The 26,630-nt window shown below is 60.7% G+C and carries 29 protein-coding genes; 9 read left to right on the top strand and 20 right to left on the bottom strand.

Going from position 1 to position 26,630, the window contains the following annotated elements; translation table 11 throughout:
* The first annotated feature begins 211 nt into the window (after positions 1–211).
* Both Q1A89_RS08145 and Q1A89_RS08140 read left to right on the top strand, forming a co-directional pair.
* Positions 212–3,163 (top strand): hypothetical protein, encoded by a 2,952-nt coding sequence (locus tag Q1A89_RS08145; RefSeq protein ID WP_299725844.1) that lies wholly within the window; start codon positions 212–214, stop codon positions 3,161–3,163.
* A gap of 10 nt (positions 3,164–3,173) precedes the next feature.
* Positions 3,174–3,734: a hypothetical protein gene (locus Q1A89_RS08140; RefSeq protein WP_299725842.1), complete on the top strand. Its 561-nt coding sequence runs from the start codon at positions 3,174–3,176 to the stop codon at positions 3,732–3,734.
* Positions 3,735–3,769: 35 nt separating this feature from the next.
* On the opposite strand, the gene Q1A89_RS08135 is transcribed toward Q1A89_RS08140, so the two are convergent.
* The 13 genes from Q1A89_RS08135 to Q1A89_RS08075 form a co-directional block, all read right to left on the bottom strand.
* A complete protein-coding gene (locus Q1A89_RS08135) occupies positions 3,770–4,990 on the bottom strand; it encodes a cysteine desulfurase (protein WP_299725839.1) in 1,221 nt (406 codons plus the stop codon).
* Positions 4,983–5,588 carry a YIP1 family protein gene (locus Q1A89_RS08130; RefSeq protein ID WP_299725835.1) on the bottom strand — a complete coding sequence of 202 codons (606 nt, stop codon included), beginning with the start codon at positions 5,586–5,588 and terminating at the stop codon, positions 4,983–4,985. Before Q1A89_RS08130 ends, Q1A89_RS08135 begins: the two co-directional genes overlap by 8 nt.
* Positions 5,585–6,082 (bottom strand): YIP1 family protein, encoded by a 498-nt coding sequence (locus tag Q1A89_RS08125; RefSeq protein WP_299725833.1) that lies wholly within the window; start codon positions 6,080–6,082, stop codon positions 5,585–5,587. Before Q1A89_RS08125 ends, Q1A89_RS08130 begins: the two co-directional genes overlap by 4 nt.
* Positions 6,083–6,088: 6 nt before the next feature.
* Positions 6,089–7,369 (bottom strand): SufD family Fe-S cluster assembly protein, encoded by a 1,281-nt coding sequence (locus tag Q1A89_RS08120; protein WP_299725831.1) that lies wholly within the window; start codon positions 7,367–7,369, stop codon positions 6,089–6,091.
* Positions 7,369–8,124, bottom strand: coding sequence for a Fe-S cluster assembly ATPase SufC (gene sufC, locus Q1A89_RS08115; protein ID WP_299725828.1), 756 nt, complete (start codon positions 8,122–8,124; stop codon positions 7,369–7,371). The genes Q1A89_RS08120 and sufC overlap by 1 nt, the downstream gene beginning before the upstream one ends.
* Before the next feature lie 83 nt (positions 8,125–8,207).
* Complete coding sequence (locus tag Q1A89_RS08110; protein WP_299725825.1) at positions 8,208–8,708, bottom strand: hypothetical protein; 501 nt, start codon at positions 8,706–8,708, stop codon at positions 8,208–8,210.
* A gap of 113 nt (positions 8,709–8,821) precedes the next feature.
* On the bottom strand, positions 8,822–9,136 hold the full coding sequence (locus Q1A89_RS08105) for a heavy metal-binding domain-containing protein (RefSeq protein WP_299725822.1): 315 nt from the start codon (positions 9,134–9,136) through the stop codon (positions 8,822–8,824).
* On the bottom strand, positions 9,133–9,411 hold the full coding sequence (locus tag Q1A89_RS08100) for a hypothetical protein (RefSeq protein WP_299725819.1): 279 nt from the start codon (positions 9,409–9,411) through the stop codon (positions 9,133–9,135). Before Q1A89_RS08100 ends, Q1A89_RS08105 begins: the two co-directional genes overlap by 4 nt.
* Positions 9,408–9,758, bottom strand: a complete 351-nt coding sequence (locus Q1A89_RS08095; protein WP_299725817.1) for a hypothetical protein — start codon at positions 9,756–9,758, stop codon at positions 9,408–9,410. The genes Q1A89_RS08100 and Q1A89_RS08095 overlap by 4 nt, the downstream gene beginning before the upstream one ends.
* Positions 9,727–9,912, bottom strand: coding sequence for a hypothetical protein (locus Q1A89_RS08090; RefSeq protein ID WP_299725814.1), 186 nt, complete (start codon positions 9,910–9,912; stop codon positions 9,727–9,729). Before Q1A89_RS08090 ends, Q1A89_RS08095 begins: the two co-directional genes overlap by 32 nt.
* Positions 9,913–9,915: 3 nt before the next feature.
* Entirely contained in the window at positions 9,916–11,451 is a 1,536-nt protein-coding gene (gene sufB, locus Q1A89_RS08085; protein WP_299725811.1) for a Fe-S cluster assembly protein SufB, read from the bottom strand.
* A gap of 20 nt (positions 11,452–11,471) precedes the next feature.
* Positions 11,472–12,650 (bottom strand): aminotransferase class V-fold PLP-dependent enzyme, encoded by a 1,179-nt coding sequence (locus Q1A89_RS08080; RefSeq protein ID WP_299725808.1) that lies wholly within the window; start codon positions 12,648–12,650, stop codon positions 11,472–11,474.
* 63 nt (positions 12,651–12,713) lie between these two features.
* Entirely contained in the window at positions 12,714–13,175 is a 462-nt protein-coding gene (locus Q1A89_RS08075) for an Rrf2 family transcriptional regulator (protein WP_299725806.1), read from the bottom strand.
* A 160-nt stretch (positions 13,176–13,335) separates the two neighbouring features.
* Here Q1A89_RS08075 and Q1A89_RS08070 point away from each other — a divergent pair, with 160 nt between their 5' ends.
* Together Q1A89_RS08070 and Q1A89_RS08065 are read left to right on the top strand one after the other, a co-directional pair.
* Positions 13,336–13,989: an alpha/beta hydrolase gene (locus Q1A89_RS08070; RefSeq protein WP_299725804.1), complete on the top strand. Its 654-nt coding sequence runs from the start codon at positions 13,336–13,338 to the stop codon at positions 13,987–13,989.
* A complete protein-coding gene (locus Q1A89_RS08065; RefSeq protein ID WP_299725801.1) occupies positions 13,989–14,228 on the top strand; it encodes a hypothetical protein in 240 nt (79 codons plus the stop codon). Before Q1A89_RS08070 ends, Q1A89_RS08065 begins: the two co-directional genes overlap by 1 nt.
* Before the next feature lie 73 nt (positions 14,229–14,301).
* Here Q1A89_RS08065 and Q1A89_RS08060 read toward each other — a convergent pair whose 3' ends face one another.
* Positions 14,302–14,931 (bottom strand): VPLPA-CTERM sorting domain-containing protein, encoded by a 630-nt coding sequence (locus tag Q1A89_RS08060; protein ID WP_299725798.1) that lies wholly within the window; start codon positions 14,929–14,931, stop codon positions 14,302–14,304.
* A gap of 605 nt (positions 14,932–15,536) precedes the next feature.
* Here Q1A89_RS08060 and Q1A89_RS08055 point away from each other — a divergent pair.
* Entirely contained in the window at positions 15,537–16,751 is a 1,215-nt protein-coding gene (locus tag Q1A89_RS08055) for an NADP-dependent isocitrate dehydrogenase (protein WP_299725795.1), read from the top strand.
* A gap of 90 nt (positions 16,752–16,841) precedes the next feature.
* A complete protein-coding gene (locus Q1A89_RS08050) occupies positions 16,842–17,633 on the top strand; it encodes a hypothetical protein (RefSeq protein WP_299725792.1) in 792 nt (263 codons plus the stop codon).
* A gap of 27 nt (positions 17,634–17,660) precedes the next feature.
* Here Q1A89_RS08050 and Q1A89_RS08045 read toward each other — a convergent pair whose 3' ends face one another.
* Positions 17,661–18,455: a class II glutamine amidotransferase gene (locus Q1A89_RS08045; RefSeq protein WP_299725789.1), complete on the bottom strand. Its 795-nt coding sequence runs from the start codon at positions 18,453–18,455 to the stop codon at positions 17,661–17,663.
* 3 nt (positions 18,456–18,458) lie between these two features.
* Positions 18,459–18,665: a DUF6356 family protein gene (locus Q1A89_RS08040; RefSeq protein ID WP_299725786.1), complete on the bottom strand. Its 207-nt coding sequence runs from the start codon at positions 18,663–18,665 to the stop codon at positions 18,459–18,461.
* A 118-nt stretch (positions 18,666–18,783) separates the two neighbouring features.
* On the opposite strand from Q1A89_RS08040, the gene Q1A89_RS08035 reads away from it, so the two are divergent.
* The 3 genes from Q1A89_RS08035 to typA all read left to right on the top strand — a co-directional run bounded on the left by Q1A89_RS08035 (position 18,784) and on the right by typA (position 21,514).
* A complete protein-coding gene (locus tag Q1A89_RS08035) occupies positions 18,784–19,242 on the top strand; it encodes an Lrp/AsnC family transcriptional regulator (protein ID WP_299725783.1) in 459 nt (152 codons plus the stop codon).
* A 12-nt stretch (positions 19,243–19,254) separates the two neighbouring features.
* Positions 19,255–19,590 (top strand): SMR family transporter, encoded by a 336-nt coding sequence (locus Q1A89_RS08030; protein ID WP_299725780.1) that lies wholly within the window; start codon positions 19,255–19,257, stop codon positions 19,588–19,590.
* 106 nt (positions 19,591–19,696) lie between these two features.
* Complete coding sequence (typA, locus tag Q1A89_RS08025; protein WP_299725777.1) at positions 19,697–21,514, top strand: translational GTPase TypA; 1,818 nt, start codon at positions 19,697–19,699, stop codon at positions 21,512–21,514.
* Between the two features lie 27 nt (positions 21,515–21,541).
* Here the strand turns inward: typA and Q1A89_RS08020 are convergent, their stop codons facing one another.
* The 4 genes from Q1A89_RS08020 to recA all read right to left on the bottom strand — a co-directional run bounded on the left by Q1A89_RS08020 (position 21,542) and on the right by recA (position 26,547).
* Positions 21,542–22,099, bottom strand: coding sequence for a hypothetical protein (locus tag Q1A89_RS08020; RefSeq protein WP_299725774.1), 558 nt, complete (start codon positions 22,097–22,099; stop codon positions 21,542–21,544).
* A 259-nt stretch (positions 22,100–22,358) separates the two neighbouring features.
* A complete protein-coding gene (locus Q1A89_RS08015) occupies positions 22,359–22,646 on the bottom strand; it encodes a DUF1330 domain-containing protein (protein ID WP_299725771.1) in 288 nt (95 codons plus the stop codon).
* Position 22,647: 1 nt separating this feature from the next.
* Positions 22,648–25,302 carry an alanine--tRNA ligase gene (alaS, locus tag Q1A89_RS08010; protein WP_299725768.1) on the bottom strand — a complete coding sequence of 885 codons (2,655 nt, stop codon included), beginning with the start codon at positions 25,300–25,302 and terminating at the stop codon, positions 22,648–22,650.
* 165 nt (positions 25,303–25,467) lie between these two features.
* The gene (gene recA, locus Q1A89_RS08005; RefSeq protein ID WP_299725765.1) at positions 25,468–26,547 is read right to left on the bottom strand and encodes a recombinase RecA; all 1,080 of its coding nucleotides are present in this window, start codon (positions 26,545–26,547) and stop codon (positions 25,468–25,470) included.
* Positions 26,548–26,630: the final 83 nt, after the last annotated feature.

Raw genomic sequence — 26,630 nt, 5'->3', positions numbered from 1 at the left:
GGATTGCCTGCTGGCCCTCGCAATCCGGCAAGGCGCGACAGGCTTCGGCTGTGCCGACCTTGCAATTGTTCCGTGTGTCCTCGGGCCGCGCCCCCTCGATCCGCCCACCATACACGCCACACGGGCAATCTCGAATTCCTGCATCCAGCATTTGACAGCTTGTGCTGCGCATCCCATGCTCGGCCCAATCATCGCCCCAGGAATTTTCACAATGGCACTGAACGACCAGCAACGTAGTTTTCTCGAAAAATTTCTCAAAGGTGGTCGTTTCTCGAAAAAGTCCGATGCGAAGAAAACCGCAGAATACGAGGAGTTTTTGCGCGTTGAGGCGCTCTATATGGAGGTCAACAAGCGTGTGCCTGCCGGAACAGAGGGGCGCGATGCGGTCATAGCCAGCCACACTGCCGCCAATGGGCTACGCGACAAAGGCAAGTTCAAAGAGGCGCATGCCGCGATGGACCGCGTCTATGCCGACATTCAGGAGGTCGAGAACCGCCTGATGCAAAGCCGCAACCGTATGTTGCAGCAATGCGCAGCACTCACCTTGGCCGATGACGCACAGCAATCTGAAACGGATTTCTTCAACGCCGCACGGCTGGCCGCCAACAATGCGCTGGCCGACGAACGCCCCACCCCGGACAAGCTGGCGCTGGGGCGCGCCGAACTTGACAAGGCCGCCAAGATTGCCGCCCGCAGCGGGGCGTTGAAAGACCTGCACGCGCTCAATCCCGGCGCGGCGGCCAGTGCGCATCTTGCCTTTGAATCAATGCGCGCCAAGACTGGCGGCGGGGACATCACCCCCGAACGCATCGACGCCGCCGAACAGGCACTGGCCGAGGCCCGGCTTGAGGTCTTGCGACTGGACACCGAACTGCGCCGCGCCGAGGCCCTGCCCGTCGGCAATCTCGACGCCGGTATCGCGCGCATGGAACAGATTGTTGATGCGCGCACCGCCAAGGAAGAGGCCGACGCCAAGGTCAAAGAGGCGCAGGAACTGGCCAATGCGCTCTTGGGTTCTAAACTGCTGGGCGAAGCGTTGGAAAGCGGACCGCTGTCCTGCAAGGGGGCTGCGCGCAAGCTGCCTGATGCGGCCATCCAGACCTTTATCGCGGGCTTTGAGGATCATCCCCGCCTTGCGGCATCGGCCGTGGACATCTGTTACGGCGCGCTTGATCCGATGGCGGTGGCCAACGGGTTCGGCACTGTCACCGCACAGATCGACGGCGGCTTCAAATCCGCAGATGGCAAGGTGCCAAATGGGCTTGAGCCCGAGAAATTCGCCGAAGACATCCTGAAAATGGGCGGCACATGCGGCGCTGATTACTTCGCACGGCTTGATGACTATGTCCGCCTCGGTGGCTTGATGGAGAACGCGCCCCTGAGCGAGGGTGCTGATGACAATGTCTCGACCCGCGGGCTCAAGCGCAGCGTGTCCGCTGCCGCCGGGCTGATGGACAGCAATGGCGTGCTCGCGCTGGGATCGGACGCGGCCAAGATGTCCGTGGGCCACATGCTGTTCCATCCCGACGCGATGGCCCATCCCACCCCGGCACTGAACAAACATGCACTCGATACGATTGCGATGCTGGGCACCGATCCGACAAAGGGTCAGGCCGCAACGGTCCTTGCAGGCGTCACGCCACCGCCCCCCGGACTGGCCGGATCCGCGCTGGTCAAAGCCTCTACGGGCAAGGTGGGCAATCCGTCAGCCAATGATGCGCGCCAGGTGATCCTGGCCTCGATGCTGCAATCGGTTGATCAGGGACCCGTGGGGTCGTGCTTTGCCACCGCACCCGTGCGCCGCCTGCGCCAGCAGGACCCGATCGAGGCGATGCGCAAATATTCGGAACTGGCAACCGCCGGCACCTTTACGACTGTCGCTGGCACCGTCGTTCCAGCCGTCACCAATATTCCGCCGGGCGAAGACCCGTTGATCCGCAGTCTTGAATACTCGTTGGCCACCGCCGTGGGGCGTGATGCGACAATGAACCTGCAGGTCGACATGAACATCGACACATCCAACGCCGCAATCGACATGGAAGATGCTCTGGACGGTAAATTGGGAGGCGATGCAGCCGCCAAGACGGCGGCCTTCCTTGTGGCGGTTCGGGCGGAGTTTACCACGGTCTATGACCCGCTTGTCCTCAATGGCGAAGTGTCAAGCGACGGCTCGTCTGATCGCGGACGCTATGTGCTGGTCGATTCGGGCGGCAACCAGATCACCACGAAAAAACAGTACGAGGAAAAGGCGGTCGAAGTCGCCCTGCGCGCGACCGGCTACGCCGCGGACAGCAAAGAAGGCAAGGCCGTCGTCAAGGCGGTCAAAAAGGACTTCATGAAAGAGCTGTCCACAAGCGATGAGCCGCCATGGAAACTGCAGGATGGCGACAAGTCCGAAAATACGATGGTGATGCTGCTTCCCGGGACAACCGGAACGCGGAACAAATGCACAGACAAAATGGCCTCAAAGCCGACCTCCGCCAGTGACGTCGGACAGCGCACCGAAGAAATTCTCACCGCTCTTGTCGACAACCTGCCGGTGGGTGCCGCAGACAGCATCCCGGTCGACACCAAAAGCATGCACGACTTCAGCCTGATGGTCGGCGGAGACAGCATGCAGGATTTCCTGTCGGGGCCCGGGTCCACCGCCGACAAGATACGGGACAAATTGCTCACGCCCGGTCAGACGCTGGCGACCACGCCGCTGAGCGTTGAAGATGCCCAAAAGGCCTTTGATGACGTCATCAATCCAGCCGTCGCTCGTCTGGAAGCGCAGTCAACAGATGACTCGCTGTCCAGTTCGAAACGAAAGAAAGCCGCGAAAAAGCTTAAGCAGTTGAACGAGAATATCGCAGCACAGCGTCCAACCGTGCCTGTCACGCCCGAAGAGTTGCAGGACGCCGTTGGATACGCGGTCAACAAGATCTTCAGCTTCAGGGCCTTCGAGGCAAAGCTGCAGTCCAAGCTGGTTCAGGACTTTTCCGAGCCGCAGATTGTTTTGGCAGACACGAACTGGGGTGATCCGGAATCCCACACGTTTTTTGTCATCGCGCCCGACCCGATTTCAGGCGAACCGATGATATGGCAAAAAGAAGATCCGCCCGGAAGCATGAGACAGCTGGGTGGCGATTGGTTGCAGGCCAGCTGGGGTCTATTGGAATGATGTGGGGACAATGATGGACAAATTGGAACTCTCGCTGCGCAAGACAGGCGTGATCGGGCTGGTGAACGGTGAGGAAGAGCTGGCCGATCTGGCCGCCCTGCAAACCCGCGCGCCCGACGCCCCGGCCGAGGCGCTTGCGCAGGTGGCCTCGGCCCTTGGCAAGCCTGGCTATGACGCCATTCTGGACCCTGCCGCCTACGAGGCGATGACTCGCGCGCGGCTGGACAACGAGGATGCCAACATGCCCTGGCGGCCCGGCGTGATGCGCATCCGGGATTTCGGTCTGCCGGATTTCGCCACCATCCTGCCCCCCAGCCGGGATGGCGCGACGCTGACCTATTTTGCCCGTGACACCCATACGGGCCTGCCCTGCAAGGTCACCCTGCCCTTGGGGTCGGTCGGCGAAATGGTTGTCATCCCCCTGCCCCTCACACCGATGGAGGGCGACCCGGTACCCGTTCCGCAAGAGGTGACAGACGCGGCCCTTGGTCCGGAAAAGGATGCGCCCGACGATCTGGAATTGCTGGATGATGAGGCGGCGGAGGCCGAAGGCAAAGCTGCCAAAGAATGAGACTCCCCTACGGGAATCAATGCGCCAAATCCCGTTCAGGCAAACAGATCGTGAGCCAGCTCCAGTGCCTCGATCAGCACGTCGACCTCTTGGGTTGTGTTGTACATCCCGAAGGAGGCGCGGCAGGTGGCGTTGAGGCCCATGTGTTCCATCAGCGGGCCGACACAGTGCTGGCCTGCGCGCACCGCGACCCCCTTTTTGTCGAGGATGGTCGAGATGTCATGGGCATGCGCCGCCCCATCCAGAGTGAAGGAAAAGATCGCGCCCTTGTCCGGGGTCGTGCCCTGCACCTGCAGCCAGTTCAGCCCGGCGAGACGCTCAACAGTGTAGTCACGTAAAGAGTCCTCGTGGGCGGCAATCGCCTCCATCCCGTGGCTGAGCATGTAGTCAATGCCCACACCCATGCCGATCATCTGCACGATGCCGGGGGTGCCCGCCTCGAACTTCATTGGGCCATCGTTGTAGATGATCCCGTCTTTGGAAACTTCCTTGATCATGTCGCCGCCGCCGATGAAGGGGCGCATTTCGCTCATACGTTCGGATTTCACGTAGATCGCGCCCGACCCGGAGGGCCCGTACAATTTGTGACCGGTGATCGCGTAGAAATCCGCATCCAGATCCTGCACGTCCACAGGCATGTGCACTGCCGCCTGTGATCCGTCCACCAGCACCGGCACGCCCTTGGCATGGGCGCCTTCGCAGATCGCCTTGATGTCGACCTTGGTGCCCAGCACGTTGGACATGTGGGTCACGGCCACCAGCCTGGTCTTGGGACCGATGGCGTCGATCACCGCTTGCGGGTCCAACGCGCCTGTGCTGTCCACATCGACCCATTTCAGCACGACACCCTGGCGTTCACGCAGGAAATGCCAGGGCACGATATTGGCGTGGTGTTCCATGACCGACAGCACGATCTCGTCGCCCGCCTCCATCCGTGGCATGGCCCAGCCATAGGCCACCATGTTGATGCCCTCGGTGGTGCCGGAGTTGAAGATGATCTCGTCCTCGCTGCCTGCATTGAGGAAGCGTGCAATCTTGCCCCGCACGGCCTCGTAGTTGTCGGTGGCGAGGTTCGACAGGAAATGCAGTCCGCGATGGACGTTGGCATATTCCTCGGAATAGGCGCGGGAAATGGCGTCGATCACCACCTGCGGTTTCTGGGCCGAGGCGCCATTGTCAAGGTAAACCAAAGGCTTGCCGTTCACTTCCCGCGACAGGATTGGAAAATCGGCGCGAATGCGCTCTACGTCATACACTGCCAAATCCTCCGGCGGAAAAACCCGTCAGGCTCAGGATCATCATCAGCCCGATGAACAGACCCGTCGCCACTGCAATCAAGAGCCCGAAGGCACGCAAGAGCGAGTCAAAGCGCATCGCCGCACTGATGAAATGCAGGAACAGCCAGAACGCGACCAGCTGCAAACCCAAAGCCACGAGACCAGCCAGCAACGGCGCGACAAAGCCAACGGCAAGGATCATCGCCTGTGCCGCAGCGCGCAGCGCCTGCAGCCAGATGACCAGCGCCATCATCTCGGTCATTTCGCCTTCGCCGCCCATGGCCCGTCCGGCCCAGAACAGGGCCTGGATCATGATGACCAACGTGCCTGCGACAATGGCAAAGAACATCATAGGCCGCTCAAGCAGCGCCAAAAGCGGCAGGGCCGCGCGTGCGGCGGCGTCCACCCCGCCCGGGCTAAGCACGACGGGGGTCGAGGCTAAAAGCGTGTTCACCGCTGCCACCGCAAAAAGTGCCATGTACAGGGTGCCGCGATCGAGGTTCCAGCCCATGATCTGATGCGCCGTGCGCTTTGGGTCGCGCAGCGTGTCGATCGCCAGTTGCGGCCACGATGTCATGATTGGACCCTTTCGGTGTTGCGGGTCGCCAATGTGCCCGCCACCCAGAACCACAAAAACACCGCACACCACAAGAGCGCAACGCCCTGCAAGGCCGGTCCCGGCCCGATCATGCCTGCCGTCAGCCCCAAAAGCAGCACAATGGGGGTCGAAGCCAACAGCGCCCAGAACAGTGCGACGCGGATTTCATAACCCGACGGCGCCTGCGGGATCACCCGCGCCAGCAACCAGACAAGTCCCGCAAGGGCGTACATCACCAGCGGAAACAGGAAAATCCACAGAAAGGCCGACCAGTAGAGCCGCGCCTGGAATGGCACGCTCTCGTCCAGATGCGCCTCGCGCGCCTGATAGGGGGTCTGCGCGATAAAGATCACCACGCAGGCCGCCATCAGGAAATAAAGCACCTGATCCTCGCGCCGCGGACCGCCAAGGATACGGGCCACGACCCGGCCCGGACCGCGATAGGTTGCGGTAATATTGCGCGTGATGGCCATATCGCCTTACGATCTGTGCCGTTCAAGCCAGCCTTCAAGACGCGCGACCAAAACGTCGCGCAGGGCTTCGTCCTCGATCTCGTCCACCGCTTCGGCCAGAAAGGCTAGGGTCAGAAGGTCGGTGGCAATCGGTGCCGGCACCCCGCGCGAGCGCAGGTAGAACAGCGCTTCTTCGTCAATCGCGCCCGAGGTCGAGCCATGCGAGCAGACCACGTCATCGGCGTAGATTTCCAGCTCGGGCTTGGCAAGGAACTGTGCGTCCTCATCCAAGAGCAGCGACTGGCTGATCTGATAGCCATCGGTCTTTTGCGCGCCTGCTTTAACGAGGATCTTACCCTGAAACACGCCCACAGCCCCGTTTCGCAGCACCTTTTTGAACACCTGACGGCTTTCGCAGCGCTCGGCGTCATGGGTGATGAACACAGTATCGTCGTGGTGGAAATCGCCGTCCCCGACGCAGGCCCCGGCCACATGGGCAATGGCGTCATCCCCCGTCAGTTCAATCACGCAGTCATTGCGTGTGAGCCGCCCATTCACGGTCAGCGTAAAGGATTTGAATGTCGATTCCGTGCCCAGCCGGGCAAAGACATGCGTTGCCGCCAGCCGTTCATGATCGCGCCCTTGCGCACGCACGTGGTGAAAGGCTGCGCCGTCGGCCACATCGACCTCCATCACCTTGTTGAACCGGGCCGCCGCCGGGCCGCTTTCCATAATGGTGAGGTCGGCGTCCGCGTCGATCTTGATCACATGGTGCAGGATCGCATCGGATGCCTCCTGGCGGTGGTTGTAGACCAGGTTGATCGGCCGCGTTGCCTTGGCGGTGGCGTGGATCAGCACGCCGTCGCTTGCAAAGGCGGTGTTGAGTGCCGCCAAGGGGCGCGCAACCGGGGTCTGCCCTGCCTTTTCAAGCACACCATAGACGCCCTGCGCCCAATGGATATCGGCCTTGGTGTCGCCCAGACGCTCGATAGTCACATGTTCCAGTGCCAGATCATCAGAGGCCTCGGCATTGAACACACCGTCATCAAAGACGATGCGCAGCGCGTCGGTGTCGCCAAAGATCGGCGGTTCGTCATCGACCAGCACACCCGCTTTGGGCGTGTCGGCCTGAGTCAGCGCATCGGGGCGCGTGAACTTCCAATACTCATCGCGCCGTGTCGGCAGGCCTGTGCTGCGCAAGCGGGCCAGTGCGTCACTGCGCGCCGCCTCTGACCATCCGCCCGCGGGCAGGGTCAGGTGCGCGATCCGCGCCTCGGTTGGATCGGTTTGTGGTGCAGGGGTCGCCATTACGCCACCTCGGCCAGAATGTCGGCATAACCGTTATTCTCGACCTCAAGGGCAAGCTCGGGACCACCGGTCTTCACAATGCGCCCGTCCGCCATGATGTGGACCACATCCGGTTTGATGTGATCGAGCAGACGCTGATAGTGGGTGATCACCAGAAAACCCCGCCCGACCGAACGCAGCTTGTTCACGCCTTCGGCCACCAGCTTCATCGCGTCGACATCAAGGCCTGAATCGGTCTCGTCCAGAATGCACATTTTTGGCTCCAGCATCGCCATCTGCAGGATTTCATTGCGCTTTTTCTCACCGCCGGAAAAGCCGACATTGACAGGGCGTTTGAGCATATCCGCATCGATCTGCAATTCCTTGGCGCGGGCACGCACCTCTTTGAGGAAATCGGCGGCACTCATTTCTTCCTCGCCGCGTGCTTTACGCTGTGCGTTCACAGCCGTGCGCAGAAAGGTCATGTTGCCCACGCCGGGGATTTCGACCGGGTACTGAAAGGCCAGAAACAGTCCGGCCGCGGCGCGTTCTTCAGGTTCGATATCGAGCAAATCAACGTCACCCAGATGGGCCGTACCGCTCGTCACCTCATAGCCGTCACGGCCCGACAGCACATAGGACAGGGTCGATTTGCCCGACCCGTTCGGACCCATGATGGCATGCACTTTGCCCGCCTCGACGGTCAGGTCGACCCCCTTGAGGATCTGCTTGTCTTCTTCTTCCAGCTTTACGTGCAAGTCTTTGATTGTCAGCATTCCGTGTCCTCACGCGTTTTGAACCGGGCGCGAGAAGTCGCGACCGGCTGCTTTGGGGTTGATGACCTCGTCCGTCTGGGAGGTCAGAAAAACTCTGCGCCGTGCTGTGCGTAGCGCAGCGACATCGCCACATATTCCGGTGAAAAAAGAGCGGCCCACAGCTCGGGATACGCCTGCATCGGGACGTCGCCGTGAAACATCATCAGGTAGTTGCCCACACCAAAGGCGAGCGTGGCAATGTACTGGCCCAAATTGTACAGGAGTATGGACACGGCGGAGGCCACGAGAATGTTGATCCCGATATCGCCCAGAAATCCGCCGAGCATATCCGAAACGCCCGTCCCGAAATGGCCCTGATCCGTCAGGTAGTGAAAGCTGATCAGCTTTGCGCCGAGCATCACCAACCCGCCCAGCACGAATGCAATCGGAACCAGAAGCGCCTCCCACATGTGCCGGCCCAGCAGGATCGTGCCCAGGGTCAACTTGCGCTCGAAGGGATGCTCCTGTGTCGCCGCTGGCGCAGGATGGGCCACCTGCTCTGCTTGAATTCGGTTGAGACGTTCGTGAAAGCTGTTGTGTGACATGAAGCGACCCTGTTGCGTGCGAAACATCCGCACAGCACAGCAGGGCATTGCGGCACAACCGTGATGTGTTTCGCGCCATTTCAGGGTAACATGTAACCGGCATCGCTTCCGCCCTATTGCAGCACAACGGCCGTGCCCGAGACACTGACCATCAACATGGAATCGCCCACGACCTCGTAATCAAGGTCGATGCCGATGACGGCATTGGCCCCAAGCGCCTTGGCGCGGTGTTCGAGTTCCCCCATCGCAGTGTCGCGCGCATCCTGAAGCTTGGCCTCATAGGCGCCCGACCGGCCCCCAACGATATCGGTGATCCCGGCAAAGAAATCGCGCACCACATTTGCACCCATGATCGCCTCTCCCACGACGATGCCCTTGTAGTCGGTGATCTTGTAGCCCTCGACGGACGGCGTTGTGGTCAGGATCATGCGTCGTCCTCTCCGTCTTCGACATGGCCATAAAGGTGGGCCACGCCCTTTTGCACACCCACGGCGATGGCGGCGCACATGGTCAGCAGGAAAAACCAGACCCAGAACGACGTGATCGCCGCCGGGTGGGCCACGGTTGCCAGGATGAACCCGACGATAAAGACGATCACAAAGACCAGACCGCCCTCGCGCGTGCCATCGGCATCCGACATCTTGGGCCGCTTGATCTTGCGCCGGTTCGGCGGGTCATTGTCTGGGAACAGGGCGTGGGTCACTTTTTGCGCGCCTCGATGTCGGCGAGGGCCTGGCGGACTTCTTCTTCGGTGCGAGCAAAGCCAGTTGCGTATTCGTCGCTAACGCGCGCCTTCGCTCGACGGGAGGCCAAAAGTCCAAACACAATCGCGCCGACGATAAAGCCAACGAACCCGAATTCCACCCGCCAGTCCGGTGCCACAAGTCCGGCCAGATAGGCAAAGACACCCGTTCCGAGAGCTGCAAAGAACAAGATGCCATAAAGACTGTTCGCTTTCTTTTGCGCCCAGGCATCACGCGGCCCCATACTCACGTGCCGTTCAATATCCAATCCTGTATCATCCATTGCGAAACAAAATCCATGCAACAACAGCCGCGGTTGCGGTCATCGCACCACCAATGGCAACGCCGGCAGCAAGCTTGGGTATGAAAAGCGCGCCAAGCCCGCCACCAAGAATTGCGCCGCCCAGAGCGGCCAGCGCCATGATCCCGGATATGGACTGTTTTTTGCCGTCACGCTCCATCGATCAGCCCACCGACCCCTCAAGCGAAATCGCCACAAGCTGTTGCGCTTCCATGGCAAATTCCATCGGCAGCGCCTGCAGCACGTCCTTGCAGAACCCGTTGACCACGAGGGCCACAGCCTCTTCCTCGTCCATCCCGCGCGAGCGACAATAGAACATCTGATCGTCATCCACCTTTGAGGTCGTCGCCTCGTGTTCGACACGGCTCGAGTTGTTCTTGACCTCAATATACGGCACCGTATGCGCCCCGCATTTATCGCCAATCAACAGGCTGTCGCATTGGGTGTAGTTGCGCGAATTCTTGGCCTTCGGGTGCATCGACACCAACCCGCGATACGTGTTCTGCGCCTTGCCCGCACTGATGCCCTTGGAGACAATCCGCGACTTCGTGTTCTTGCCCAGATGGATCATCTTGGTGCCAGTGTCGGCCTGCTGCATGTTGTTGGCGATAGCAATGGAGTAAAACTCACCCTGCGTGTCATCGCCGCGCAGAATGCAGGAGGGGTATTTCCACGTCACAGCACTGCCGGTTTCGACCTGCGTCCACATCACCTTGGCGCGATCACCACGGCAATCGGCGCGTTTGGTCACAAAGTTGTAGATGCCGCCCTTGCCGTTTTCATCACCGGGATACCAGTTCTGAACGGTCGAGTATTTCACCTCGGCGTCTTCCTCGATGATGATCTCGACCACAGCGGCGTGCAGTTGCGCGATGTCGCGCTGGGGTGCGGTGCAGCCTTCGAGGTAAGAAACATAGGACCCCTTGTCGGCGATGATCAGCGTGCGCTCGAACTGGCCTGTGTTCTCGGCATTGATGCGGAAATAGGTCGACAGCTCCATCGGGCAGCGCACACCGGGTGGGACGTAGACAAACGAACCGTCTGAAAAGACAGCGGAATTCAGCGTCGCATAGTAGTTGTCGGACACTGGCACAACCGAGCCGAGGTATTTCTTGACCAGTTCGGGATGTTCCTTGATCGCTTCGGAAATCGAGCAGAAGATCACGCCCGCCTTTTTCAACTCCGCCTGAAAGGTTGTGCCAACGGAAACGGAATCAAACACCGCATCCACGGCCACCTTGCGGGGCGCGTCGGTCAACTCTTCGGCGCCTTCGACACCTGCCAGGATCATCTGCTCCTTCAGCGGAATGCCAAGTTTCGCGTATGTTTCCAGAAGCTTGGGGTCGACCTCGTCCAGGGACTTGGGCTTGACCTCCATCGATTTGGGGCGGGCATAGTAGTACTGGTCCTGAAAATCGATCTCGGGATAATCGACCATCGCCCACTTGGGCTCTTCCTTTTGCAGCCAGCGCTCGTAAGCGGCCAGACGCCATTCCAGCATCCACTCCGGCTCTTCGTTTTTCTCCGAGATTAGGCGGACAATATCGGGGCTGAGGCCTTTGGGGGCATAGTCCATCTCGATGTCCGTGGCCCAGCCGTATTTATAGGCGCCACCGACCTCGCGGACCGCATCAACCGTGTCCTGATCGACACCGTCCTTGACCACGACCTCATCTACAACATTGTCCATATCAGACATTCTCCTTTGCGAAACGACCTTCAGGCCGCCCGGCTTTCGTGTTTTCTCAACTTTTGCGCCCAAGTGTCGGCAAAGCGCAAAATGTCGTCTTCCGTTGTCTCAAGTCCGAGTGACACGCGCACCGCATCACCCGCCACGTCGCTCAACCCCATCGCAGTCAGCACCCGGCTTGCCTTGACCTTGCCGCTGGAACAGGCGGATCCGGCGGAAATGGCAAAGCCGGCAAGGTCCATCTGCATCACTTGCGTCTCGCCCTTCCATCCGGGCGTGGCAAAGCAAGACGTGTTGGGCAAGCGCGGCGCATCCTTCCCGACAAAAATAGTCGTATTTGAGGAAGCCTCAAGAGCACTTTCTAGAATATTTCTAAGTTTCTCGACGCGGTCCCATTTTCCGGCCTCGACATCGACCTGTGCGGCAGCGGCCGCGGCGCCAAATCCGGCGATACCGATCACGTTCTCGGTGCCCGAGCGGCGGCCCATTTCCTGTCCCCCCCCGCGCAGCATCGCAGTGGGATCGTCAGCGGTGAAGTTGACCAGAGCGCCCACGCCCTTCGGTCCGCCCAGTTTGTGCGCCGAAAGGATCATGTACGCAGGGCGTTTGTCTCCATCGTAAGAAACTGGCACTTTTCCGGCCATCTGAGTGATGTCGCAGACAACTCCAAAGGGCACTGTGGCTGCGTGCGACCCATCAATGAAGTTGTTCGCCGCGACCTTGCCACCCGGCGCCATCACGCCGGTTTCACTATTGGCCGCCGAAACGGCGATCAGTGCCGCCGGCCCACGATCGGCGCTGTGTGCGCCATCAGAATCGCGCAGGAACCAGTCGCAAAACGTCAAGGCACCCTGCGCATCCAATGCCCCGCGCGCATCAAAAAGTGCAAGCAGTTCCGCCTCGCTCCAGCCCAGAAAACAATCATGTTCCGTCGGCAGCGCTGCAAACCGCCCGCCAAACCGCCCCTTCTGCGCCACCGCCAAGGCCGCGGCCTCGGTCGCAGAGCCCGTAAACACCACCTGTGTCGGCTTGCACCCGACCAAAGCCGCCACCTGCTCGCGCGCGCGCTCCACCATCATCTTGGCAGCACGCCCCTCGGCATGCACGCTCGATGGATTGCCCACCAAATCCATCGCCGCCACCATCGCGGCGCGCGCCTCTGCCCTCAAAGGCGTCGTTGCATTGTGATCAAGGTAAACCCGGCTCACCGCATAGGCCCTTCATTGTTCGTCAAATATGCCGGGGGTCTGGGGGCTGGCCCCCAGTCGACATCAGCTCTCATCGACCACGGCCATCAGGTTGGGCACCGCCGGGCACGGGGCAAGCTCATTGCCGATCACATCCGACAGGCGGGTCTGGTGCAGGAACACATAGACATGGGCGGATAACCCCTCCCACAGCCGGTTGGTGAGTGACTGCGCCTTGGATCCGGATGCTGCGCCGGACGCCCCTGCACCTTTGTGCATCGCATCGACCTTTTCGTCGACGGCCGCAAGAATGTCCGAGACGCGAATGTCCGATGGCGAACGGGTCAGGCGGTATCCGCCACCCGGACCCCGGACCGAAGCCACAAGTTCGGCGCGGCGCAGCTTGACGAACAACTGCTCGAGATAGGGCAGCGAGATATCCTGACGGGCCGAGATGTCTCCAAGGCTCACCAACTGGTCAGCGGGCTGCATCGCGATGTCGCTGAGCGCCACCATGGCATAGCGTCCTTTGGTCGACAGTTTCATAAGACAAACGCCCCCAATTGACGTGCGCGCCCGAAGGCCATACATGCTTTTCCACCGCAGGGACGTGAGCCTGCCCATGAAATTAGAACCGTTCTAAGGTATCCGATAAAATTCGTCAAGAAATCGGATCACCAAAAGACGCACGAGGACAGACACTGACATGCCCGAGGTCATTTTTCCCGGACCCGAAGGCCGCCTCGAAGGCCGCTATCACCCTCAAAAAGAACGCGACGCACCGATTGCCATTGTGCTGCACCCGCACCCGCAATTTGGCGGGACGATGAACCACAAAGTGGTGCACGCGCTGCACTATGCGTTTTTCAACATGGGTTTCACCGTGCTGCGGTTCAACTTTCGCGGCGTGGGGCGCAGCCAGGGCGAATACGATCAGGGGATTGGCGAGCTCTCTGATGCGGCCTCCGCGCTCGACTACCTGCAATCGATGAACAACAACTCCAAACACTGCTGGGTCGCGGGCTTCAGCTTTGGCGCGTGGATCGGGATGCAGCTACTCATGCGCCGTCCCGAGATCACCGGGTTCATCTCTGTGTCGCCCCCGGCCAACATGTACGACTTTTCGTTCCTTGCGCCCTGCCCGTCCTCGGGCCTGATCATCAACGGCAGCGCTGACCGCGTCGCGCCGCCCGCCGATACGGTGGGTCTGGTCAACAAGCTGCACGAGCAAAAAGGCATCACTATCACCCATACCGAGGTTGAAGGTGCGGGCCACTTCTTTGAACAGCCGCATATGGACACACTGATCGGGCACACAACCGATTACGTGAAACGCCGCCTGACAGAGACGACGCGCTGATGGCGGATCCCGTCGTCATCGAGATGGCCAACAAACTGGCCGAGGAATGCCTTGCCGTTCAGAACGAGGTTGGCGATGACCGTCTGTTCATGCAGGTGGGTGACGTGCTGGGTGCGTCCTCACAAACGCTGGAAGAGGCGTTTCTGACCGCGATCCGTACGCGGATGGCCAATGATGCGGGCCGCAAGTTCCTGGCTCAACGGCTCAAGGCCCATGAGGACGCGCAAAAGGCCGAGTGACCTGACACGCAATAGAAAAAGGCCGCGCAGCGATTGATCTCGCTGCGCGGCCTTTTTTTTCAGGTGATCGCGTTCAGGCTGTGCGCTTTTTGCGCCGCGCCAGGCCAAGGCCCATCACAGCAGCCCCAAGCAGCAAACCGCCCGCGGGCAGTGGAACCTGAGGGGGCGACAGTTCCAGCTGGAAAATGGCTGTGCCACCTTCGGCAAAGAAGAAGTCTGACACATTGCCCGATCCGGTGGTGTCCACCGACAGCGACAGGAAGTCAGACCCGATGCGCACGGTCGGGAACGGGGACAGGCCCGCGCTTGAGAAGATGCCGGTGCCGCCAACCACGGTGAAACCGATGATTTCCTGACCCTGGCTGAACATCACGTTGGAGATCATGACACTGGCGAAATCGAAATCGCCGCCAAAACCCTCTTCACGTCCGGTGAGCGTCAACAGGCCATCGGCGGCCAGATCGACATCGACCCCACCGTCCCAGGAACTCGGGTTGGCGATCTCGTCGTCAGCGTCCAGCTCGACACCCGCACCCACCGAGGCGCCCAGGTTTTCCAGCACACGTGCGCCGGACCCGAAGGATGCTTCGGGCAGATCGAATTCCGCTCTGAAGTCGGCAGATACAATGGCCGCAGAGGCCGGTGCTGCCATAAATGCCGCAGCGACCGTCAGGGCGCATACGGACTTCGTGAAGGTACTCATCACCTACTCCATATCTATGCCCCACTGACAGCATCCAAGTCAGGGCCGTCTTCGTCAACGCGTTAAGGATTTCTTCACCAAAAACCCAAGAAAGTGGGAAAGGTGCGACCTGAAAGCTACGCCTTTGTGGCAGCCCTGTGCAGACTGTGTTCAGACCATGGCAGGCCCGTGTTTGAAGGGTGGCGGGCCCGGTCGTGTTCAGGCGAATCACTTTGGGCTTGCGGCTGTTCCATCGGCCAATATTGCGCAGTTTGGCCGCGCGTCGACCTCACTCGGAACAGTCTTTGGATCAGGCGTCTGGCGGCGTTCCGACAGCTTTGCCCGAACCATACCCCCGCCCTGACAACTGCACCAAGACTACGGGTGAACCATACTCGGCTTTGGCGACCAACGATCGGGCGACAGCGCCACGACGTCCCCATGAGGGCAATCGAGTAACTCCCGCACACTTCGTGGGCCTGGATCACTCTCCCCTCCACTATCACATGGCGGCGCCAGCCTTGCGCGCTCATGTCGCGGTATACAGTCGTATACCGCTTTCCAAATCCCCTCAGACACGCTAAGCGAAGCGCAGAATTTCAGCCAAGCCCGAAAAGGATGCCCGCATGACCAAGATCAAGGTGGAAAACCCCATCGTCGAGATGGACGGAGACGAGATGACCCGGATCATCTGGGACTTCATCAAAAAGAAACTGATCACGCCCTATCTCGACATTGATCTGCTCTACTATGATCTGGGCATCGAGGCCCGCGACGAGACCAACGACCAGATCACCATCGATTCCGCGGAAAAAACCAAGGAAGTCGGCGTTGCGGTCAAATGTGCGACCATCACGCCCGACGAGGCACGGGTCGAGGAATTCGGCCTCAAACAGATGTGGCGCAGCCCCAACGGCACCATCCGTAACATCCTTGGCGGCGTCGTGTTCCGCCAGCCGATCATCTGCTCGAACGTGCCCCGCCTCGTGCCCGGCTGGACCAAGCCCATCGTGATTGGCCGCCACGCCTTTGGCGACCAGTACCGCGCCACGGACATGAAATTCCCCGGCCCCGGCACTCTGACCATGAAATTCGTCGGCGAAGACGGCACCGTGGACGAGCGCGAAGTGTTCAAGGCCCCCTCTTCGGGCGTCTACATGGGCATGTACAACCTTGACGAGTCGATCCGCGACTTTGCCCGCGCCTCGCTGAACTACGGTCTGAACCTTGGCTGGCCTGTGTACCTGTCGACCAAGAACACCATCCTGAAACAGTATGACGGCCAGTTCATGCTGATCTTTCAAGAGATCTTTGAGACCGAATTCGAAGCCAAGTTCAAAGAAGCAGGCATCACCTATGAGCACCGCCTGATCGACGACATGGTTGCGGCCGCGATGAAGTGGTCCGGCGGGTTCGTCTGGGCCTGCAAGAACTACGACGGCGACGTGCAGTCCGACACGGTTGCGCAAGGGTTCGGCTCTCTGGGTCTGATGACCAGCCAGCTGATGACACCCGATGGCAAGATCGTCGAGGCCGAGGCCGCGCACGGCACCGTGACCCGCCACTACCGTCAGCACCAGAAGGGCGAGGAAACCTCGACCAACTCGATCGCGTCGATCTATGCATGGACCGGCGGCCTCAAGCACCGCGCCAAGCTGGACGACAACGCGCCCCTGATGAACTTTGCCACGACGCTGGAAAAGGTCATCGTGGACACGGTTGAAAGCGGTGACATGACCAAGGACCTCGCGCTTCTGGTCGGTCCCGATCAGAAATGGCTGACCACCATGGGTTTCCTTGAAAAGATTGACGAAAATCTGAACAAGGCCCTTGCGGGCTGAACACTGATATGACGACGGGGCGGCCTTGACGGGCCGCCCTTTTTCGTTGCCACTGATCTGATTCCGACACCTGTGGCAGGACCTGCTTTGATGCAAAGAGAACTCATGTACGACATCCCCACCCCCATCATCGCGCTTGCCCTGCTGATCGGAATGCTGATCGCGCTGGTCATCGGGCATATGCTCGACCGCACCGAAGGGCGCGCCGACGATCAGACCCGCGCACAGTCCAACACCGTGCAGGGCGCGCTGACCGGTCTGCTGGCGCTGCTGCTTGGTTTCACCTTTTCGCTGTCGCTCGCCCGCCATGACGACCGCTCCGGCCACGTGGTGCACGAGGCCAACGCCATCGGCACCGCCTGGCTGCGCACCGATCTGCTGCCCGAAGGGGCGCAGGCCGCCGCACAGGTTCTGCTGCGCGGCTATACAGCGGCACGTATTGATGCGGTCGCGGTCCCGGCCTCGGAAATCGAGGCGCGTGCGGCCCTTGTGGCCAAGGCCAACGCCACCTTCAACGAGGTCTGGCGCATCGCGACCGACGTCGCCCGCACCGAGAAATCCCCGGTCGTGACCAGCTTTGTGACCAGTCTCAACGACATGATTGACGCGCTGGCCGCACGCGATGCCGCCGTCGAACGCCACGTGCCGGAACTGGTCCTGTTCCTGATGTTCGGTACTTTCATGGTGCTGGCGGTGATCATGGGATTCACCGCCTCTCAGGCCAACACGCGCCCCGGCGTTCCGGCCTATGCGATGATGGCTCTGATCGTGGTGCTGGTATTCATCATCATTGATCTCGACCGACCCCGACGCGGGTTGATCGAGATCGACCAGACGCCATTGGTCGAAGTCTATGACGCGATGCTGGCGGCGCCGGGGTGAGGCTGTTCGACCCCTGTTATCACAGCTCTAAGCGGCCGCTTTCACCAGGGTCGGTTCAAAGCGCTCAATCTGGCAAGCGGTTGGGGTAAAGGTGCAAAAGCTGCCCTTTGGCACTTCTTTCCACGTCCCGCCCACAGTGTCGAAGGGTTCGGACACAACCGCCCATCCGCCCCACTCCGCGCTCCACTGATAAAACAGAGAGGGCGCAAAATCGTCCGACGCGTAGCGCACGGCATATAGCGTGTGCCCGTCGCTCAGCGCGGCTGTCAGGCGCATATGCGGGCCCGCGCCCGCCTCGCGAGACATCTGCTCGAACGTGGCCACAGCAGACCCAAGGGCGGCCTTCGGGTCCGCCTCAAGCCCGCGCGCGCAGGCGGTCAGAAACAGCGCCTCGCTGTCCGTGGCACCCTTGCGGTGGGCAAAATCGGCGTCCGAAATCAGCCCTTCGGCGCGGCGGCGAAAGCTGTCAAATCCACCCACCTGTCCGTTGTGCATGAACGTCCAGTTGCCCCTGGTGAACGGATGACAGTTGTTGCGGCTGGTGGCCGTCCCGGTCGAGGCGCGCACATGGGCCATGAACAGGCGCGCGCGCACCTGTTCGGCCAGAGATTTCAGATTGGGATCGGACCATGCCGGAAAGACATCGCGGTAAAGCCCCGGTTCGGGCCGCTGGTCATACCAGGCCAGTCCAAAGCCATCGGCATTAATCGCCGTCTTGCACTTGCTGGCATCGCGGGACTGTTCGATCAGCGAATGATCCGGCGCTGTGACGATCTGGCCCAGAAACAGCGGCGCGCCTTGCCACGCGGCCCAACGACACATGTTTTACTGGCCGCGATTGTGGGTGCGGGCATAAAGCTGCGCGATGATCCGGCTGGCGGTCTTTTCGAACAGGCAGGGAATGATCGCATGGACAAGCGCCGCGCCCGCCGCCGCAAACAACAGCCCCGAAAACTTGAGCGCAAATGCCATGTGCTCAAAGAACGTCTCATCCACCTTGGCGGGATGATCGAGGAAAATGCGTGCAATCATGGTCGTGGCTCCTGTATCTGCGGTTTCCTTGGTTTTACGCTGCGGCGGGGATGAAATTTTCCCAAATATCGCACAGAGGTGATTGTGAACGGGATATTTTTCCACTATTCTTCATATCATGTTGACAATTGATGACGCAGATCGCCGTATCCTCTCCGAATTGCAACGCGATGCGGGGCAATCGCTGGAAACCTTGGGCGCGACGGTGAACCTGTCGCGCAACGCCTGTTGGCGGCGCATCCGCGCGCTGGAAGAGGCGGGCGTGATCAAGGGACGCGTGACGCTGGTCGATCCCGGCGCGGTGGATCTGGGGCTGATGGTGTTCATGCAGGTGCGCACGCAAAGCCACGATCCCGACTGGCAGGCCAAGTTCAGCCGGGCCACGCGCACCATTCCCGGCATCCTCAGCGTCTACCGGATGACCGGCGATCTGGATTACCTCATCCGCGCGCGGGTCAAGGATATGGCCGGCTATGACGCACTTTACCAGCAGCTGATTCACCTTGTGCCCATCGCTGATGTCGCGGCAAGTTTCGTGATGGAAGAGATCAAGGACAGCACCGCCCTGCCCCTTTGAAAGGACCGCCACATGCCGCTGCACTACATCTACCTGATCGTCGCTGTGGCGGCGGAAACCATCGGCACGACAGCCTTGCAGGCCAGCAACCAGTTCACCCGGGTCGGCCCAACGGTGCTGGTGGTGATTGCCTACGCGGTGGCCTTCTACTTCCTCGGCATTGCGCTCAAATACATCCCCGTGGGCATCGCCTATGCGCTCTGGTCGGGCCTCGGCATCGTGCTGATCGCGTGCATCGGGTTCGCCGTGTTTGGCCAGGTTCTAGATCTCGCCGCCCTCATTGGACTGGCCATGATCATCGGCGGGATCGTGGTCATTCAGCTCTTTTCCAACACTGCGACGCACTGACGCCCCAGCACGAGCCCATAACAGACCTTTCTTTCTGCAGCGCGGCGCGTTATGGCGCCCACAACAGCCCGAACCCTCGGGCTTTTCCGCTTGAAAGAGGCCCGAAATGGATCTGCGCAATATCGCCATCATCGCCCACGTTGACCACGGCAAGACCACGCTGGTGGACGAATTGCTCAAGCAGTCGGGCACCTATCGCGAGAACCAGGCCACAACCGAACGGGCCATGGACAGCAACGATCTGGAGCGCGAGCGCGGGATCACCATTCTGGCCAAGGCGACATCTGTCGAATGGCAGGGCCATCGCATCAATATCGTGGACACCCCCGGCCACGCCGATTTCGGTGGTGAGGTTGAGCGCATACTTTCGATGGTCGACGGCGTCGTGCTGCTGGTCGATGCCGCCGAAGGGCCGATGCCGCAGACAAAATTCGTGACCTCCAAGGCACTTGCGCTCGGCCTGCGCCCCATCGTGGTCCTGAACAAGGTGGACAAGCCCGATGCCGAACCGGACCGGGCGCTGGATGAATGTTTTGATCTCTTTGCCAATCTCGGCGCGAATGACGACCAGCTGGATTTCCCGCACATGTACGCGTCGGGGCGCAATGGCTGGGCGGATATGGAGCTGGACGGCCCGCGCAAGGATCTGACCGCGCTGTTCGATCTGGTGATCAAACACGTTCCGGCCCCGGCGCAGATCGCCGCGCGCGAAGAACCCTTCCGCATGCTGGCGACCACGCTGGGCGCGGACCCGTTCATCGGGCGTATCCTCACAGGCCGCGTTGAATCCGGCACGCTGAAAGCTGGCGAAACCGTCAAGGCGTTGAGCCGCGACGGCACGTTGATTGAAAACTTCCGCTGCACCAAGATCCTCGCCTTCCGCGGCCTTGGCCAGCAGCCCATCGATCTGGCCGAAGCGGGCGACATCGTCAGCCTCGCGGGTATGTCGAAAGCGACGGTGGCGGATTCAATCGTCGCGACATCCGTCTCCGAGGCCCTGCCCGCCCAGCCCATCGATCCGCCCACCATTACTGTGACCTTCGGCATCAACGACAGCCCGCTGGCGGGCCGAGATGGCAAAAAGGTGCAGTCACGCGTGATCCGGGATCGGTTGATGAAAGAGGCCGAATCCAATGTCGCGATCAAGATCAGCGACACCCCCGGCGGCGACGCCTTCGAGGTCGCAGGACGGGGCGAATTGCAAATGGGCGTGCTGATCGAAAACATGCGCCGCGAAGGCTTCGAGTTGTCGATTTCCCGCCCGCAGGTGCTGTTTCAGGACATCGACGGCGTGCGCCACGAGCCCATCGAAGAGGCGACAATCGACGTCGATGACGAATATTCCGGCTCTGTGATCGAAAAACTGACCGGTGTTCGGCGCGGCAATCTGGTCGAGATGAAACCCGCCGGTGCGGGCAAAACACGTATCATCGCCCATGTGCCCTCACGCGGGCTGATCGGCTATCACGGCGAATTTCTGACCGACACGCGCGGCACAGGCGTGCTGAACCGGGTGTTCCACGAATGGGCACCGCACAAGGGCCCGATCCCGGGGCGGCGCGCAGGTGTGCTGATCTCGATGGAAAACGGCCAGTCGGTCGCCTTTGCGCTGTGGAACCTCGAAGAGCGCGGGCGCATGTTCATCGGCGCGCAGGCAGACGTCTATACGGGCATGATCATCGGTGAACACAGCCGCGACAACGATCTGGAAGTGAACCCGCTCAAAGGCAAAAAGCTGACCAACGTGCGCGCTTCCGGCACGGACGAAGCGGTGCGGTTGACCACGCCGATCACACTCAGCCTTGAAGAGGCAATCGCCTATATCGACGATGACGAGCTGGTCGAGGTCACCCCCAATGCAATCCGCCTGCGCAAGCGCTTTCTTGACCCGCACGAGCGCAAACGGATGGCGCGGGCCGGCTGAGCAGCGTGGTTACCGCCTCCTGACGCGCTAGTTCAGATCGGGAAAGACACCTTCGGGTTTGAGGTCTTCCTCGCCGCGCCGCTCGTCGATCTCGCGCACGCGTTTTTCGATCTCGTCCAGATTTTCAAGCTCGAAGGGGCGCATGGGCCGCGGAATGTGCTTGAGCACCTGATCGATACCGTCCTGGGCTGCGCGGGCGGCCTCTTGCGGCACCGCCTTTTGACGCACGGCATCCTGAACAGCAGCCAGGAAGATGCGGCCACAACGGTGCGCACTTGGGTTGAACAGTGTCAGGCACTGCTCAGTGTCGCAACGGGCCTGCACCACGGCGCTGTCGGTGAAATGGTTCACGTAATAAAACCCGTTGCCGATCCGGAAGCTCCAGACCGCGTTGATCCGGTAACAGCCCGGCGGCACATGAAGCGTGCGGTGCCCGCACGGCGCGGGGATGACGGCATATTCGTGCCCGCACCACCGCAGGATGGACCCATCGCAATTGTAAACATTGATATACCAAGTGCGGTTGCTGATCTTGCACGGATCATCCAACGCACTGACCCACACATTGAGCTTGGCCAAAGACATAACAAAACCTCCCGAAGAATGGGCATGCACGTCCTGACAGGACGCAAGGCGCACATGCGTTTGAGAATATTCGGGGCGATAAAACAGACGGGGTCGGATCGCCCCTGTTCTGCAGGCGCTGAAATTGCGCTGCACTCATGTATTAACATAATTCGGCGAGTCGAAAAACCCGCTATGCGGGTGGGCGCCGATCCACACGGGCGGATCGGGATGTTTTTCTGTCGGTTAACTGTGTGGGTCGACGGCTGCGGCGGCGGGCCTATTCAGAGGTTTCGACGATCAGCAACTCACGTTCGGACGCGTTGCGCGCAAAGGCGAGAGCCGCTTGATAGGTCTCTGAATGATAACACTTTTCCGCCGTTTCAACGTCCGGAAACTTGGCCACCACATTGCGCGGACGGTCCTTGCCTTCCAGTTGCACATAGCGCCCGCCGCGGGCGATAAACGTGCCGCCATGTTCGGCAATCGCAACACCCGCCCCTGCAGCATATTTCTTGTAGGCCTCTTCGTCCGTCACCGTGACATGCGCAATCCAGAGTGCTGGCATCTTATCCTCCCAATACCGATTTGGCCGCCGCGATGGCCGCGTCGGCGTTGCTGATTTCCTTGGCTCCGCCCTGGGCAAGGTCGGGGCGACCGCCGCCGCCCTTACCGCCCAGTTCTGCGACCGCGGCCTTGACCAGATCGACCGCGCTGAGCGTGGCCGTCTTGTCTTCGGTCACGCCTGCGGCTACGGCCACTTTGCCGTCGCTGTCAGCGATCAACAGGATGGCGCCGCTGCCAAGGCGGGATTTGTGTTCGTCGATCAGGGCGGGCAGATCCTTGCCCGTCACACCGTTTAGCACCTGCGCCAGAAAGGCGGTGCCGTTGACCTGTTCGGCCTCGGGTGCGGCCTGACCGCCACCGGACATCGCCAGTTCGCGACGCAATTGCGCGACTTCGCCAGCGAGCGCCTTGCGTTCGTCCAGCAGCGCTTTGATGCGGGCGGGCACGTCCTGCGTCTGCGCCTTAAGCTCGGCGGCAACCGCGCTCAGCACCGTGTCTTGCGCGCGCAGATGGTCCATCGCTGCCTGCCCGGTCAGGGCCTCGATCCGGCGCACGCCCGCACTCGATGCGCTGTCGCCAAGTGCGACGAAGGCGCCAATATCCCCGGTCTGGCGCACATGGGTGCCGCCGCACAGTTCAAGCGAATAGGTGTCTCCGTTGGCGCCCTTGCCCGAACCGTCTTGCGTGCCCATCGACACAACACGCACTTCATCGCCGTATTTCTCGCCGAACAGCGCCTGCGCCCCAAGCGCGCGCGCATCGTCCGGCGTCATGATCCGCGTATCGACCAGCGCGTTCTGACGGATATAGCCGTTCACCTCGGCCTCGATACGCGCAAGGTCGTCCGCACTCACCGCCGCACCATGCGAAAAGTCAAAGCGCAACCGATCCGGCGCATTCAGCGATCCACGCTGCGCCACATGATCCCCCAAGGCGCCACGCAAAGCCTCGTGCAACAGATGCGTTGCCGAGTGGTTGGCGCGAATGGCACTGCGACGCGCATTATCGACTTCAAGAACAGCCGCTTCCCCTTTGGAAATGCTGCCTTTTGTGACTTTCCCAAGGTGGATGAATACATCAGCCGTCTTGCGCGTATCGGTGATTTCAGCCTCACCGCTGTCCGTGCGGATCACGCCGGTATCGCCGACCTGCCCGCCGCTTTCGGCATAAAACGGGGTCTGGTTCAGCGCGATCTGAACCGTGGCACCCGTCTCGGCCTTGTCACTTTCGGTCCCGTCCTGCACCAGCGCCACGATCTGGCCCTCGGCTGTCTCTGTGTCATAGCCCAGAAACTCCGTCGCGCCATGGGCTTCGGCCACGTCAAACCAGACGGTCGCATCCGCCGCCTCGCCAGAGCCGGACCAGGCCGCGCGGGCCTTGGCCTTTTGCTCGGCCATGGCGGCGTCAAACCCATCCGTATCCACGCCGCGCCCTAGTTCGCGCAGGGCATCCTGCGTCAGATCGAGAGGGAAACCAAACGTGTCATAAAGTTTGAAGGCCGCTTGGCCGGGCAGATCAGCCCCTTCAGCCAATCCGCTCACCTCGTCCTCAAGCAGTTTCAGACCACGATCCAGCGTTTGCTTGAACCGCACCTCTTCGGCCTGCAGCGTATCTGTGATCAGCGCCTGTGCCTGCCCCAGTTCGGGGTATGCCGCGCCCATCTGGCGCACCAGCGTCGGCACAAGGCAGTACATCACCGGGTCCTTGGCACCCAGCAAATGCGCATGGCGCATTGCACGACGCATGATCCGACGCAGCACATATCCACGCCCGTCATTGGACGGCATCACCCCATCCGCAATCAGGAACGAGGTCGAGCGCAAATGGTCCGCAATCACGCGGTGATGCACGTTCTGATCCCCATAGGGATCGACGCTGGTGGCATCGGCCGAGGCCTCGATCAGCGATTTGAACAGGTCGGTGTCATAGTTGTCATGGCTGCCCTGCAAGAGCGCGCCAATCCGCTCAAGGCCCATGCCGGTGTCAATGGACTGCATGTCCAGGTCGACCATGCTGCCGTCCTCGAACTGCTCGTTCTGCATGAACACGATGTTCCAGATCTCGATGAACCGGTCACCGTCTTCCTCGGGACTGCCGGGAGGGCCACCCCAGATGTGATCGCCGTGATCATAAAAAATTTCGGTACAGGGCCCACAGGGACCCGTCGGACCCATCTGCCAGAAGTTGTCAGAGGTCGCGATGCGGATGATGCGCGATTCCGGCACGCCCAGCTTTTTCCAGATCTCGTAGGCCTCGTCGTCGGTGTGATAGACGGTGACTGACAGCCGGTCCGGCGAGATGCCGAATTCCTTGGTGATCAGGTTCCAGGCGAACGGGATCGCTTCGGCCTTGAAGTAATCGCCAAAACTGAAATTGCCGAGCATCTCGAAAAACGTGTGGTGACGCGCGGTGTAGCCGACATTGTCCAGATCGTTGTGCTTGCCGCCAGCGCGGACGCATTTCTGCGAGCTGGTCGCACGGTTGTAGTCACGCTTTTCCACGCCGGTGAACAGGTTCTTGAACTGCACCATGCCTGAGTTCACGAACATCAAGGTGGGGTCGTTGCGGGGCACCAGCGGGCTGGAGGGAACCACCGCATGTCCCTGTTTTTCAAAGTAATTCAGAAAGGTCGAGCGGATATCATTGAGCGATGGCATGGCAAAAACCCCGGGCGTCTGGATGGTCGCTCTGACATAGCCCTGCGCGCGCGGACTGTCCACAAACGAAACGGGGTGGCGCCGTCGCACCACCCCATCCCGAGTATTGTCCGCACCACGTCTGGCACGTCAGGGGCATTCCGGGCCGCCCCCATGCCCGACTGGTCAGGCTTCGAGAATGTCGTCGTCCTCGACTTTTTCGGCCTCGGCCATATCGAAATCGAGTCCGTGTGCGGCGCGGATTTTATCTTCAATCTCGATCGCGATGCGGTCATTTTCCTTGAGGAAGGTCTTGGCGTTTTCACGGCCCTGCCCGATCCGCTCGTCACCGTAACTGAACCAAGAGCCTGACTTTTCGACCACGCCAGCCTTGACCCCAAGGTCCAGCAACTCGCCCATTTTGGAGATGCCCTCACCGTACATGATGTCGAATTCGACCTGCTTGAACGGCGGGGCCACCTTGTTCTTGACCACTTTGACGCGGGTGGCGTTGCCAACCACTTCGTCGCGGTCCTTGAGCGCACCAATGCGGCGGATATCAAGGCGGACGGAGGAGTAGAATTTCAGCGCATTGCCGCCGGTCGTCGTTTCGGGCGAGCCGAACATGACGCCGATCTTCATCCGGATCTGGTTGATGAAGATGACCATGCAATTGCTGCGGCTGATCGAGCCGGTCAATTTGCGCATCGCCTGGCTCATCAGACGGGCCTGCACGCCGACGCTGCTGTCGCCCATATCGCCCTCGAGCTCGGACTTGGGTGTGAGGGCCGCAACCGAATCGACCACCACCATGTTTACCGCCCCCGAACGCACCAGCGTGTCGGTGATTTCGAGCGCCTGTTCGCCGGTGTCGGGCTGCGAGATCAGCAATTCGTCCAGGTTCACGCCCAGCTTTTTGGCATATTGCGGATCCAGCGCATGCTCGGCATCCACAAAGGCGCAGACACCGCCGGATTTCTGCTGTTCGGCTACGCAATGCAGGGTCAGCGTGGTTTTACCCGAGGATTCAGGGCCATAGATCTCGACGATCCGCCCCATGGGCAATCCGCCAATGCCAAGGGCGATATCAAGCCCCAGTGAACCGGTCGAACTGGCGGTGATATCCATCACAGCACCCTTGTCGCCCAGCTTCATGATTGAGCCTTTGCCGAACTGACGTTCGATCTGGGCCAGCGCACTGTCCAGCGCCTTCTGTTTGTCTGCCGATTTTTTGTCTGTCATTGTCAAAAGGTCTGCCGTTGCCATGAATTTGATCCCTTGTGTCATACCCGCTCGGGGGCGGCAATCATTGCCGCAGCTGCTTCGATGTTCCCCTTGCGTTCCTTATG

Origin of the sequence: uncultured Tateyamaria sp., from assembly GCF_947503045.1 — a bacterium.
Lineage (GTDB): Bacteria > Pseudomonadota > Alphaproteobacteria > Rhodobacterales > Rhodobacteraceae > Tateyamaria.
The sequence above is the reverse complement of the archived record's forward strand: the minus strand, read 5'-3'. Positions and strand labels throughout refer to the sequence as shown.